Origin of the sequence: Blautia sp. Marseille-P2398 (assembly GCF_964240315.1) — a bacterium.
Classification (GTDB): domain Bacteria; phylum Bacillota; class Clostridia; order Lachnospirales; family Lachnospiraceae; genus Blautia_A; species Blautia_A wexlerae.
The window spans coordinates 75,394-88,802 of sequence record NZ_CAXSTD010000016.1 but is presented as its reverse complement, the minus strand read 5'-3'; the positions used below and the strand labels follow the sequence as shown (position 1 = coordinate 88,802).

11 protein-coding genes are annotated in these 13,409 nt (G+C 39.9%); 9 read left to right on the top strand and 2 right to left on the bottom strand.

The genetic code is table 11. From position 1 onward, the window contains the following. Positions 1–419 precede the first annotated feature (419 nt). The 5 genes from ACESZG_RS16090 (at position 420) to ACESZG_RS16070 (ending at position 4,655) form a co-directional block, all read left to right on the top strand. Positions 420–614 (top strand): hypothetical protein, encoded by a 195-nt coding sequence (locus ACESZG_RS16090; protein ID WP_055168632.1) that lies wholly within the window; start codon positions 420–422, stop codon positions 612–614. Between the two features lie 104 nt (positions 615–718). Beyond that, positions 719–1,939: a tyrosine-type recombinase/integrase gene (locus ACESZG_RS16085; RefSeq protein WP_055168668.1), complete on the top strand. Its 1,221-nt coding sequence runs from the start codon at positions 719–721 to the stop codon at positions 1,937–1,939. 317 nt (positions 1,940–2,256) lie between these two features. Next, entirely contained in the window at positions 2,257–2,724 is a 468-nt protein-coding gene (locus ACESZG_RS16080) for an Hsp20/alpha crystallin family protein (RefSeq protein ID WP_008705428.1), read from the top strand. A 186-nt stretch (positions 2,725–2,910) separates the two neighbouring features. Beyond that, positions 2,911–3,378, top strand: coding sequence for an Hsp20/alpha crystallin family protein (locus tag ACESZG_RS16075; RefSeq protein ID WP_019160363.1), 468 nt, complete (start codon positions 2,911–2,913; stop codon positions 3,376–3,378). A 125-nt stretch (positions 3,379–3,503) separates the two neighbouring features. Then, positions 3,504–4,655, top strand: a complete 1,152-nt coding sequence (locus tag ACESZG_RS16070) for a DnaJ C-terminal domain-containing protein (RefSeq protein WP_242859558.1) — start codon at positions 3,504–3,506, stop codon at positions 4,653–4,655. Positions 4,656–4,804: 149 nt separating this feature from the next. Here the strand turns inward: ACESZG_RS16070 and nudC are convergent, their stop codons facing one another. Then, on the bottom strand, positions 4,805–5,653 hold the full coding sequence (gene nudC / locus ACESZG_RS16065; protein ID WP_256280463.1) for an NAD(+) diphosphatase: 849 nt from the start codon (positions 5,651–5,653) through the stop codon (positions 4,805–4,807). 286 nt (positions 5,654–5,939) lie between these two features. Between nudC and ACESZG_RS16060 the strand changes: the two genes are divergently transcribed. Further along, positions 5,940–7,070, top strand: a complete 1,131-nt coding sequence (locus ACESZG_RS16060) for an Ldh family oxidoreductase (RefSeq protein WP_173683218.1) — start codon at positions 5,940–5,942, stop codon at positions 7,068–7,070. 288 nt (positions 7,071–7,358) lie between these two features. Here ACESZG_RS16060 and ACESZG_RS16055 read toward each other — a convergent pair whose 3' ends face one another. Then, complete coding sequence (locus tag ACESZG_RS16055) at positions 7,359–7,802, bottom strand: phosphate-starvation-inducible PsiE family protein (RefSeq protein ID WP_256280462.1); 444 nt, start codon at positions 7,800–7,802, stop codon at positions 7,359–7,361. Positions 7,803–8,060: 258 nt separating this feature from the next. Between ACESZG_RS16055 and ACESZG_RS16050 the strand changes: the two genes are divergently transcribed. From ACESZG_RS16050 to ACESZG_RS16040, 3 genes are all read left to right on the top strand, one after another. Next, complete coding sequence (locus ACESZG_RS16050) at positions 8,061–11,030, top strand: hypothetical protein (protein WP_256280461.1); 2,970 nt, start codon at positions 8,061–8,063, stop codon at positions 11,028–11,030. A 365-nt stretch (positions 11,031–11,395) separates the two neighbouring features. Then, the gene (locus tag ACESZG_RS16045; RefSeq protein WP_256280460.1) at positions 11,396–12,430 is read left to right on the top strand and encodes a uroporphyrinogen decarboxylase family protein; all 1,035 of its coding nucleotides are present in this window, start codon (positions 11,396–11,398) and stop codon (positions 12,428–12,430) included. 126 nt (positions 12,431–12,556) lie between these two features. Next, the gene (locus tag ACESZG_RS16040; RefSeq protein ID WP_173683215.1) at positions 12,557–13,375 is read left to right on the top strand and encodes a methyltetrahydrofolate cobalamin methyltransferase; all 819 of its coding nucleotides are present in this window, start codon (positions 12,557–12,559) and stop codon (positions 13,373–13,375) included. Positions 13,376–13,409 lie beyond the last annotated feature (34 nt).

Genomic DNA, 13,409 nt, shown 5'->3' with positions numbered 1-13,409 from the left:
AAAAAGAGAAGTGAAAAAAGTAGTGGAGTCAGTATCCTATTTTCATTATAGGCTGAGATAAGCTTTCATGATTCGTTGACAACTGAATAAAGCAGACAGATACGTTTGTGAGATAGCGAGCCACGGGGACTGTACGCCACGACCTTTCCAAAAGAAAGCGAGCGACTCACGCAGTGATCCGAGAGCGACTGTTGGAAAAGTCGTTTTGCCATGACCTATCCTCACAGAATAATGATACGTCCGCATGGTGCGGTTCTGCCCACAAGAATGGGAATAGTTGAGATACTAATGGAGCTTTCCAAAGCCGTCTGTCTGCTTATGTAACTTATAAATAGACACACAGTAAAGGGGGTGTTACATTATGTTAAATACTGATGTGTTAAATGATGTGATGTTCCAGCGAGGTAAGGTGTTGGAATATGAATAAAACGAAGATAAGAGCAACGGAACAGCCGATTGCTGTTGATATAGAGGGACTGTCTGCTAGGTTATCTTGTGGTCGTGCTACTGCAAGAAAGATTGGCGAGCAGGCAGGAGCAAAAATTGTGATAGGTCGCAGGGTTCTTTATTCCATAGAAAAAGTCAAGAAATACTTGTTATATTTGGAAGAATAGAGCGATTTTCTATTTATGTTCTCTGGCGTGTGTAGTATAATAAGAAAGGACAAAGCACGCTGTGAGAACAAGAAAAGAGGCTTTTTCAGAAAGGAATGGTTCTCATGGCAATTAGTAGAAAAGACCCAAAAGGAAGAAAATTAAGAGAGGGCGAAAACTGGCGTAATGATGGAAGATACAGTTATCGTTATACAGATGTAAGAACAGGCAAGAGATTGACAGTCTATGCACAAGATTTACCAGAGCTTCGAGAAAAAGAGAAGCAGATTGCAAAAGATATGGAAGATAATATATTGACAGACGGAGCAATCAAAAAAATGACGCTTAACACGTTGTTTGAGCGTTATATGGCAACTCGTGAGCTGGCTGATACTACAAGAGTTAGTTATGTTCGTGCTTGGGAAAACAGAGTAAAAGACGAGATTGGAAATATTAAAGTTGTTCAGCTTTTACCCTCACATATTAAAGCGTATTATGCGAAACTTTCCAAAGCTGGATATGCTTATTCTACAATCAAGTATATTCACAACCTGCTTTATCCTGCATTAGAAATGGCTGTTGATGATGATATTATCCGAAAGAACCCTGCAAAAAGTTCCATTAGTGATTATGGAAAACCAGCAGAGGAAAAAGAAGCCTTAACAGTTTCTCAACAAGAAAAGTTTATGGAGTTTGTAAAACAGAGCAATGTCTATAACACATATTATCCTATGTTTACCATAATGATTGGTACGGGGTTAAGATGTGGGGAGCTTATTGGTCTTACATGGAAAGATATAAACATCAAGGCAAAAACGGTTAATGTAGACCACCAGCTCATTTATAAGAATTTAGGCGACGGTTGCAAGTTCCATATCTCAACACCAAAAACGTCGTCGGGTATTCGTATTATACCTATGACACAAGAAGTTGCAAAAGCCTTTGAGGAACAAAGAAAAATCAATTTTATGCTTGCAAAGGATAAGAGCATTGAGGTGGACGGGTGTTCGGGGTTTGTCTTTACAGCAAAATCGGGCAGACCGCTTATGCCGAATGGCGTAAATAGTGTTTTATACAACATTGTAGACGCATATAACAAAACCGAAGTAGAGAGAGCAAAAAAAGAGCATAGGAAAGCAGAGCTGTTACCAAAGTTTTCAGCTCATGTAATGCGTCACACAGCTTGTACCAGAATGGCAGAGTGCCGTATGGACGTAAAAGTTCTTCAATATATTATGGGACACGCTCATATAGATGTAACAATGGAAGTGTATAACCATATTGGAGAGCTGACAAGGATTGAAAATGAGATTGCAAGACTAGATAGTATGGTGTTAAATGCTTGACACCACAAAAAGAGAAATTGGTGTCAAATTGGTGTCAAAACAGAAAAAATCACAATTTCAAAAGAAATAAGATACTGCAAACCATTGATTTTAAAGGGTTTGCAAAAAAAATCTCAAATAATTAGCACTCACCTCTTGACAGTGCTAATAATAAGTGTTATATTACAGCTAGAACAAAGGAAGGGGAACAAAAAGAGAACAAAGAAATAAGTTCTATGAGATTCCTGATAACCTAAGTTCCAAAGAAACAAGGTAAAGATGCATAACTGAGAGTCCATCATATACAGATGGACGGTATAGAAAAGGAGAGATGACTTATGTTGATGCCTAGTATTTTTGGAGAAAATTTATTTGATGACTTTTTTGGAGATTTTCCATTTTATTATGATGACAGAGCAATGAAAGATACAGAGAAGAAACTTTACGGACGCAGAGCCAGTCATATAATGAAAACCGATATCAAGGAAACTGATAAAGGCTATGAACTGGTCGTAGATCTTCCGGGATTTACCAAAGATGAAGTAAAGGCTGACCTGGAGAATGGTTATCTGACTATCAGCGCTGAGAAAGGCCTGGACAAAGATGAGCAGGAAAAAGAGACAGGACGTTATATCCGTAAGGAACGTTACGCAGGTGCCTGCAGCCGTAGCTTCTATGTAGGTAAAGAAGTTGAGAAAGAAGACATTAAAGCAGAATTCAAACATGGTATCCTCACATTATTTGTACCAAAGAAAGAAGCAAAACCAGCAGTAGAACAGAAGAAAACAATTGCCATTGAAGGCTGATGAATAAATATTCTGACTGACCCGTTAAGGGTCAGCCAGAGATTAAGAACAGATATAAAAAATAAAAGCTTACACTAAAAGATTGAAGATAAAAGGTTGAAAAAACCTGTAGCGATAGATTTGGAAAGTAAATCTGGTGAACAGATTTGACATATATAAAATATATTAGAAAAGGAGATATGACTTATGTTAATGCCTAGTATTTTTGGAGAAAATTTATTTGATGACTTTTTTGGAGATTTCCCATTCTATTATGATGACAGAGCAATGAAAGATGCAGAGAAGAAACTTTATGGACATAAAGCAAATCATGTAATGAAAACTGATATCAAGGAAATGAATAATGGATACGAACTGGTTGTAGATCTTCCGGGATTTAAGAAAGATGAAGTTCATGCAGCACTTGAAAATGGTTATCTGACCATCAGTGCAGAGAAAGGCTTGGATAAAGACGAGAAGGAAAAAGAGACAGGACGTTATATCCGCAGAGAACGTTATGCAGGTGCCTGCAGTCGTAGCTTTTATGTAGGTAAAGAAGTACATCAGGACGACATCAAAGCAGAATTCAAACATGGTATCCTGACATTATTTGTTCCGAAGAAAGAAGCAAAGCCAGCAGTGGAACAGAAGCACAGCATCTCCATTGAAGGATAATAGATGTTAAGTTACAGCAACGGGAGGTCAAATCTTTTGGCTTCCCGTTGTTTGCATAATGAGGATTGCAGAAATATGAAGTCAGGAATGATTGCGTTAGAATGTGTTTATGAGGGAAGGTGATGATATTGAAAAGAGATTACTATGAAGTTCTTGGCTTGAACAAAAACGCAGATGCAGCAACGATTAAGAAAGCATACAGAAAACTGGCAAAGAAATATCATCCGGACAGTAATGAGGGAAATGCTTCGGCAGCAGAGCATTTTAAGGAAGTAAATGAAGCCTATGATGTTCTGAGTGATGAGAAGAAACGTAAACTGTATGATCAGTTTGGCCACGCTGCTTTTGAAGAAGGTGCCGGTAATTATGGAAACGCACAGGGAAGTCCTTTTGGCAGTGGCTTTGGCGGAGCACAGGGCAATCCTTTTGGCGGCGGTTTCCATGGCTCGTACAGTGATGGCAATGGTTATCATGAATATCATTTTGAGAATGGCGAAGATATGGATGATATCCTGAAGAACATCTTTGGTGGTGGATTTAAGAAGAGTAAAGCATCCGGTGGTTTTGGAAGCAGCGGATTTGGAGGCAGTGGCTTTCACGGAAGTGGTTTTGGCGGTTTCGGAAGTAACGGAACGGATGGATTCGGCAGTGGCTTTGGCACAGGTGGAAGTAATTTCCGCAGTCAGGGCTTTGGTGGTTCTTACAGCAGCAAAGGTGAGGATCTTCATGCAGAGGTTACTGTCAGCTTTGATGAAGCTGCTTTTGGTGGCAAGAAGGTTATCCGTCTGCAGAGCAGCAACGGTGGCGTCCAGAATTACGAAGTCAATATTCCGGCAGGTATTGAATCCGGTAAATCTATCAGACTTAAAGGAAAAGGATATCCGGGAGTCGGCGGAGGTGAAGCCGGTGACCTGCTTCTGAAAGTAAACGTTCAGGATAAACCCGGATATAAACGGGAAGGCAGAGATGTTTACACAACTGTAAATATCCCATTTACAACAGCAGTATTTGGCGGTGAGGCGAAGGTTCACACTATTTACGGTGATGTTCTCTGTAACATAAAACCAGGTACTCAGTCCGGAACGAAGATACGTCTGAGAGGTAAGGGTATCGTTGCCATGAACAATCCGTCTGTACACGGTGATGAATATGCAACTGTACAGATTGAAGTTCCGACAAATCTGACACCGGAAGCAAGACGGAAACTGAAAGAATTTGAGCAGGAATGTAATGGAAGCCGCAGAAGCCGTGGATTTGGCAGCGGGAGTGCGGCGTGAAGAGTAATCAGAAATATTTTTGAGAATATAGTGAAGCAATTTTACAGAGAAACGAAAAGGATACATGCACAGTAACATTACCGTGTATGTATCCTTTTAGCATAATAGGGAAAAATATTCTATGAGCTTTTTCTGATATAGAATATTGTTTATCTGGGTTCTTTTCCATCACGGAAGAGCATCATCATTTCCTTGGTCAGGCTGATATTATTGCCCTGATCCGGGATTTTGTCACGTTCTACCCACTGTGCCATGGAGAGTTCTTCATGGTCAACAGTCAGGGTATCATCACCGTCTACATCACAGAAGAATCCAAACAGCAGAGAGCTGCTGAAGGACCATGGCTGGCTCTTGTAGTAGCGGAGATTTTTGACTTTCAGACCTACTTCTTCCATTACTTCACGGTGTACGGTTTCTTCGATGGTTTCCCCGATTTCTGCGAAACCTGCAATCAAAGCATAGCGTTTGAAGCTGCGTCCCTCATATTTGGAGAGGATGATCTTATCTCCATTTGTAATCCCCACAATAACAGCAGGGCACAGAACCGGATATTCGTGATTGTCGCAGGAAGGGCATTCCATCATACGTTCTTTCTGGCTGTGAATCATTGGTTTTCCGCAACAGCCACAATGCTGACGATTGCTGTACCACTGGAACAATTGATGTCCTGTAATCCCTGCAAATGCCAGATGTTGCGGATGTGCAGTACGCAGGACACGTACATCCTGAAATTCATAGTCAGGAAGAAGTGCAGTATCCAGATGTGGGATCAGATAAAAGCGCTGGTCATCGATGGAGAAGAGGTAGATATAGTTCACATAAAGATTATCGAGCCTTCCCTCTAATTCCTGGAAACGTGGAAATGTAATCGCCTCTTCACGATCCTGCTGGGGAAGAAGAATTCTGCCATTTTCATAGGTGAGGATGAAGCTGTCTTTATCCGGGGCAGAGGGTTTGTATTCGTTATGGTAAATATGTGGTGCGATGTCTTGAATCATAATGTAATAGTCCTTTTCTGAAAAATATGAGGAGATAATGAGAATACCTGAAAGGTACAGACTGTTTAACGGTCGGTTTATTATCTGCTCATAGTATATTCCTGAGCTTTTATAAAAGCAAGAGACAAAAATATCTGATTATAAAAAGATATTTTCCAAAACAGTAAGCTCTGAAAAAAATAAAATAGCGTATTGCACTTTGAAAAAGCAAGTGGTATAATCAACTTAAAAAATTGGTAATACCAAAAAGAAAACGAGTAATACTTCAAGGAGGGCTTTTACAGTTATGGGTTACGTGAAATGGAGTTATGACACATTAAATACTTTTTGCCACGACGTATTTCGGAAGTTTGGTTTCAATGAGGAACAGACCAATATTATTAAAGATGTTTTGCTTACCGCAGACTTGTACGGGATTGAGAGTCACGGAATGCAGAGAATGGTAAGATATGATAAAGGAATTGAGAAAGGTACAATTCATCCGGATGCGGAACCGGAGGTTGTATTTGAGACGCCTGTATCAGCAGTGATCGACGGACATGATGGAATGGGACAGCTGATCAGTCATTTTGCAATGGAGAAAGCAATTGAGAAAGCGAAAACAACAGGTGTTGGTTTTGTTTCAGTAAGAAATTCCAATCATTTTGGTATTGCAGGATATTATGCGGAAATGGCTTCTAAACAGGGACTGCTTGGAATGGCATGTACTAACTCAGAAGCGATTATGGTACCTACCTTTGGACGTAAGGCAATGTTAGGCTCCAACCCGATCGCAGTAGCAATGCCTGCAGAACCTTATCCTTTCCTTTTTGACTGCTCTACAACAGTTGTAACCAGGGGAAAACTGGAAATGTATAATAAATCAGGCAAACAGCTTCCTGAGGGCTGGGCTCTCGGAGCAGACGGACATGAAAGTACGGATGCACCGGCTGTACTTGCAAACATTGTCGGCAAGAAAGGCGGCGGAATTATGCCACTTGGCGGCAACAAAGAGGTAAACGGAAGCCATAAAGGTTATGGATATGGAATGCTCTGTGAGATTTTCAGTTCTATTCTTTCTATGGGTGTTACTTCTGATAAATGCTGCACATTTAAAGACAAGACAGGTATCTGCCATGGATTTGCAGCAATCGATCCTGCAATCTTCGGAAATGCAGATGATATCAAGGCGCATTTTTCAGAATATCTGGAAACTCTTCGTCAGAGTCCGAAGGCCGAGGGTGCAGAGCAGATTTATACTCATGGTGAGAAAGAAATTATGGCAGAAAAAGAACGCAGGGAAAATGGCATTCCAGTAAATGACAATACTATGGTTGAACTGGCTAATCTCTGCAATTATCTGAAGATAGATTTTGGAGCTTATTTTAAAGATTATGAGCTGCCAAAAGACAGTAAGTTTTTCAGCGGAAATTATTAAACATAAATTATTAAACAGAAACCATCTTACTGATAATATTAACTATAAAATATTTTAAATATACCTTTTTTTGAGACAACTGTTTATCAGTATGTGGAAATAAAAAAGACTGCATAGTTTGGTGCTATTTATAAAAATTACAGATAGTACCGGGTATGCAGTCTTTTTGTTGCTGTTTACGTCAATCCGCATGCAGTCATCCAACGAAGTGTGTTTCTGTTCACTTCGTGTTCTATAATGTTTACTGGTAATGTCTTATGGAGTACATGGCTAAATATACAGTAAACTTTAGTGCGTTTCTGCGTCTTTATTTTTATGTGAGTTCATGTCATCGTTGTCGGTCATGAGATATTTGCGGATGCCGAAAAGAATCGCAATACTGATCACGCCGAGAAGTGTCTCATTTGGACCAAGATGTTCAACGACCATCTGACGTGCAGTGGCGAACATCAGGACTTCGACAACAGTCTGTGCGGAATGCTGGCAGAGCATTTTTACAAACTCTACACCGACTACCAGGGACAATGCCTGGGACAGGAAGCTGGTGAAGAATTCTGTATCCATATCAGGAACAGCGGTGCCTGCGACTTCCATGATCAGACGGATTCCGGCCAATGCGATCACTACAAGGATAATGATGGATAACATGATTTCTGTGTAGCGGGAAATGTTGTAGATAATACCGTTAAAATGTTTACGAATGTTGTGGTTTACCTGTCTTTTAGGATTCATACTTAATGGAGTCCTTTCTATAATTAATTTAACCGAATCAAACAAATAGCGAAAGCGGATTGACAATATCCGCCTGGTTTGTGCATATTCTTGAAAGATTGACAAAATTATACCGTGTTTTATAAGGCATGACAAGTAGAAGCACAAACAAAAAATATATTGACAGACTACCCGGGGGGGATATTATGAAAATTGAATTAAAATAGTTGACCAAGTATTTCTGGTAGAGTTTTATCGGGTGGTCAAAAGGAGGAAAATATGGCAAAGAGAAAGACATCAGCAGCACTGGCATGGATGCTGACTGCAGCGATGGCAATTAATTCTGGAAGCGTTGTATGGGCTGCAGAGGATGGTATGATTTCTGTGGAACGTATTGATGCAGGCGAGACAGCGGAGTTTTCGGATTCTTCCGAAGAAATTAGCAGTCTGGTAAATGAAGCAGGAGAAAATGTTACAGAAAATGAAGATACAGTGACATTCTCTTCAGGGGAGTCTGTAAGTGCGTTGGCAGATGGAGACGAAGAAACTACAATTACCGGTGTAACTGTAAGCAATCCGGAAAGTATTCCGAGCGTTTTTTACAAACAGTTTCTGGATCAGTCATTTGGAGATACCGGTGAACTGGATTTGAAAAATGCAGTAAAAAATACCACGTTTAATATTAACCTGTCAAATGGTGAAAGTAAAACAGTAACAGGTTTGGGCGAAGTAGAAGGATATGGAACAGTTTCTATTGATAATCCATACGATGACTATAGAAATTATCCGGAAGGTTCTCATCCTCTGAGCTTAAAGATTGGTGCAGGAAAATATGATACAGATTATAATTATTCTGTTCAGGATGTAAAAAATATGCCTGAGGATTATAAGGTATCTGTTCAGTCCGATGATGCATTTATTCCTATAAAATCAGTTGCGGATGGATTAAATATTAAGAGATTTTATTTCGAAAATACATCTGATACGAAAAAGACTTTTCAGATTAAATTTAACAGCCAATATGTCATTGATAGTGCATTGGTTTCTATAGATGGAAATAGAGCGGAACGTATGCAAAGCGTAACCAGTGCAGAGCCCTTTTTAGTTGAACTGGAAGCAGGTGGTAAAGCATATGTTGAATATAGTGGTTTAGCTGATGAAGTTAATATTAAAGAGAAGAATCTGGTTATTAAGAGTGTACGGTTATTAACTTCACAAATGTTTAAGGATCTTGGTGATGAAGATGGAAAGTATTTATTTAATAATTTCCATAATGTAATTGTGCGTGTAGAAGCTGAGATTGATGGAAAAACTGATTACTTTGTAGGAAATAATGTTTCACAGCTTGGTGGAATAAACTATACAATAAAAGGTGCTACTACAGGAACAATATGGGATTTACCAGAAGGAGAATACTCATTAACATGTAGTTTTGGTTCTCTGCCAGGACAAGTGTTTGATGTAGATAATAAACTGAAACTGGTAAGCTATCATAATTACTACAAAGGAAATGAAAACCCGGTAGGAGAAGAAAATAATAGCCTTACAGTGGAATTCGATAAGGGAAAACCATATAGTGATTCTATGTGTGTCGGTGCTACAATTAAGACAGCAGGAACCTATGTAGTGCAGATTAATTATAAAGATACAGTAAATATAAGAGAGAATGAATTTAAGGCTTGCCAATGGGGAGAGCATTCATATAATGATATGGGTGGCGTGATGAAGCTTACATATAATGTAAGAAAATTTTCACCAGGACCATTGCTTGTATGGGCTAAAAATGCGAAAAGTTTTACAGTTACAAAGGTAAGCAAAGAAGAATTAGAAAAATTATGTGAGAAATGTGCAAAGCTTAACAAGTCTGATTATACGGGAGAAAGCTGGGCGCAGTTAGAAGCACAGTTAAAAAATGCCCAAGAACTTTTAGCACAAACGGATATTTCAGAAAATCAGATGGCAAAGGCGATTGTAGATTTGAATGAAGCTATAGAAGCATTACAGAAGTCTTCAGAACCAATAGTAACACCAAGTCCGGATCCAGAACCAACAGTAACACCGAGCCCAGATCCAGAACCAACAGTAACACCGAGCCCGGATCCGGAACCAACAGTAACACCGAGCCCGAATCCAGAACCAGACACTCCATCCCAGCCTACTCCGGCACCAGTACCAGAGGGATATCCAGACGGAACAAAATCTGATGTGAACGGAAACTTTACAACTCCGAATGGTACAGTTATTAAGAATGACGGAAGCATCACTCTTCCGGATGGTAGTGTACTCAAGGCTGATGATCAGGGTAAGAAGCCTTCTATTGATAAGGAAGGAACTGTCACAGATACAAATGGAACAACTGTAGATGTAAATGGAAATATTACGCTTCCGGGTGCAGGTTTAAATGATTCAACCGATAATATTGCTGTTACTACAGGCAAGGATGGCGTCAGACCACAGTATATACAGAGTGAAGGTGCTGTTATCACAGCAGAAGGCAGTGTGATCAGCAGACCTGGCCTTGAAGATGTTGAAGCCGGAGCCGGCTGGAAAGTAACCAAAGAGGGTATTGCAACTGATACAGAAGGCAATGTATATGATGTTGATGGCAGTGTCAGAACCAGTGAAGGAACCTATACAAAACCTGCAAAAGCAGTTGTAAATGAAACACAGGATTCCGGAAATACCGCAAAAGTCAAAATGACAGAGTGCAAGGGAGCACAAGGTTATGATTATGTTATTGGAAAATCTGCTGATCTGCTTCAGACAAGGGAATATGAAAAGGTTATAAAAAATCAGTCTTCAGCAGAAGCATCATTCCGATATACAGATAAGGGTACCTGGTATGTAGCATGCCATGCATGGACTCGAGATGCTGATGGAAAGAAAGTATTTGGTCAGTGGTCTGAGGTTCAGAAGTTAGAAGTAACAGCTATTACACCAGAGATACCGAAGATTGAGAAAGTAGTCACAAAAGGTTCTAAGATAACAGTAACTTATACTGCATGTGAAGATGCAGAGGGATATGATGTTGTGCTTGGAACAAAATACATGAAAGCAAATGGTGAAAAGCGTCCAACTGATTACGGTAAGTATGTAAAGAAGGTGAAGGGAAACAAGGTAACTGTAACCTTTACAAATGTAAAAGCAGGTACTTACTATATTGGCTTACATGCATGGAATCGTACATCAGAAGATGAGACCAAGGTATTTAGCCAATGGTCAGAGACTGTCAAAACTAAGAAGAAATAGTTTGTATTATAATTAAAAATTGTAACTATAATGAATGAGACTGTAGCGTTTCAATGATATCTATTATTTATGGATAATGTTGAAACTACAGTCTCTTTTTATATCTTTGAATGTTTAGTGGTCATTTACTGAGCAGTACTGAAATGTGATATATGAAAACAGAGTTTATAGAGTAGTAAGTTTCAATGATAGTTCATACAAATTGTAGGAATCCGGATGGAAAAATTCCACATATCTGCTTATATATTTTGGAGTATACAAATGATACAATAAAATCATCGAAAACAAGATAAAGAGCGACAATTTAACTAAATAAATATGGAAATGTGGGGGCGTTTCCTGAATCATATGAGGAGGTAGATCGTATGTTAACACCAAAACAGAATATGCTTGAAGTAATAAAAGGCGGTAATCCTGACAGATTTGTCAATCAGTATGAAGCAGTGCAGCTTCTGTTTCATCCATTTATGTTTGCTAACCCGCTTCTTGAGCCGGGACAGGAAAATGTGGTAAATGCATGGGGCGTAACAAATACTTTCCCGAAAGGAGTTCCGGGTTCTTTCCCTGTACATACTCCTGATAAGATCGTAGTAAAAGATATCGAAGACTGGCAAGATTATGTTCATGCACCGTCTCTGAAATTTACTCAGGATCAGTGGGATATGGTGAAAGCCCAGTATGATGCAGTTGATGGTGAGCAGGCTTTTAAAGCAGCTTTCGTAGCACCGGGATTATTTGAGCAGACGCATCATCTCTGTGAGATCAGCAATGCGCTGGTTTACTATATTACCAATCCTGATGAAATGCATGATCTGATCAAGTATCTGACAGAATGGGAGCTGGAGCTGGCAGAAGGTATCTGTTCTAATCTTCATCCAGATGCAATTTTCCATCATGATGACTGGGGCGGATTGGACAGCACATTTATGAGTCCGGCAATGTTTGATGAATTTTTACTTGAGCCATATAAAGAGATTTATGGATATTATCACAGCCATGGAGTTGAACTGGTTATCCATCATTCTGACAGCTATGCTGCAACACTGGTTCCGTCTATGATCGAGATGGGAATCGATGTATGGCAGGGATGTATGGGGACAAATAATCTTCCGGAACTGATTAAGAAATATGGTGGCAAGATCAGTTTCATGGGTGGTATTGAGAATCGCGCAGTAGACTTCGAAAGCTGGACAGATGAGAATTGTGATGCAGTTGTACGTCGTGTATGTGAGGAATGCGGTAATAAATACTTTATTCCTTGTATTGCGCAGGGTGGTCCTGGTTCTGTTTATCCGGGAGTTTACAAATCCCTTTGTGATTCTATTGATAAGCTGAATGAAGAGAAGTTTGGTATTAAGGCTTCTGAGTCTACAAGACTTCCATGGCAGATTATGTTTTAACTGAATCAAGCAAGTCCCCCTGCTTCAATTGCGAGGTGCAATAAGCAGCGGGTGGGGACTATTAAATAAATGGACTGATTTTTAGTCTGGCAAGAGTTGAAAGAGACAGCTGGAGGTGTTTGCAAAATGATTATTATTGGTGAGAAAATTAATGGTTCTATTCCGTCAGTAGCAGAAGCAATCGCGAAAAGAGACGCAGAGTTTATCAAAGCGAGAGCAAAACTTCAGGCGGATAGTGGAGCTACATATATTGACTGTTGTGCTTCTGTTCCGGAGGCAGAGGAAGTGGAAACCCTGAAATGGATGATCGATTGTATTCAGGAGGTTACAGATCTTCCGATTTCTATCGACAGTCCAAGCCCGGATGTTCTGGCACAGGCTTATAAGTTTTGTAAGAAACCTGGAATTTTTAATTCTGTATCAGGAGAGGGACATAAGATTGATACGATTTTCCCGATTATGGCAGAGCCGGGAAATGAGGGATGGCAGGTAATTGCGCTGCTGAGTGACAATACAGGTATTCCGAAATGTGCAGCAGACCGTTTGAAAGTTTTTGACAAGATCATGGCGAAAGCGAAAGAGTACGGAATTGCTCCGAACAGGATTCACATTGATCCGCTGGTTGAGATGCTTTGTACTTCTGAGGATGGTATTGCAACGAATATTGAGACGATCACAAGTGTACGTGAGCAATATCCGACCATTCATATTACGGCAGCGATCAGTAATATTTCCTTTAATCTGCCGGTTCGTAAGCTGATTAATTACGGGTTCCTGGTACTGGCAATGAATGCAGGACTGGACAGCGGAATTATGGATCCAACAAATAAGGATATGCTTGGCCTTGTCTATGCAACGGAGGCACTGCTTGGTCTGGATGATTATTGTATGGAATATATCGGGGCTTACAGGGAAGGCCTGATTGGTACAGCGAAGAAGAAATAAGCTGAATCTGAAGAAGCTGTGTAAATGAATTAAG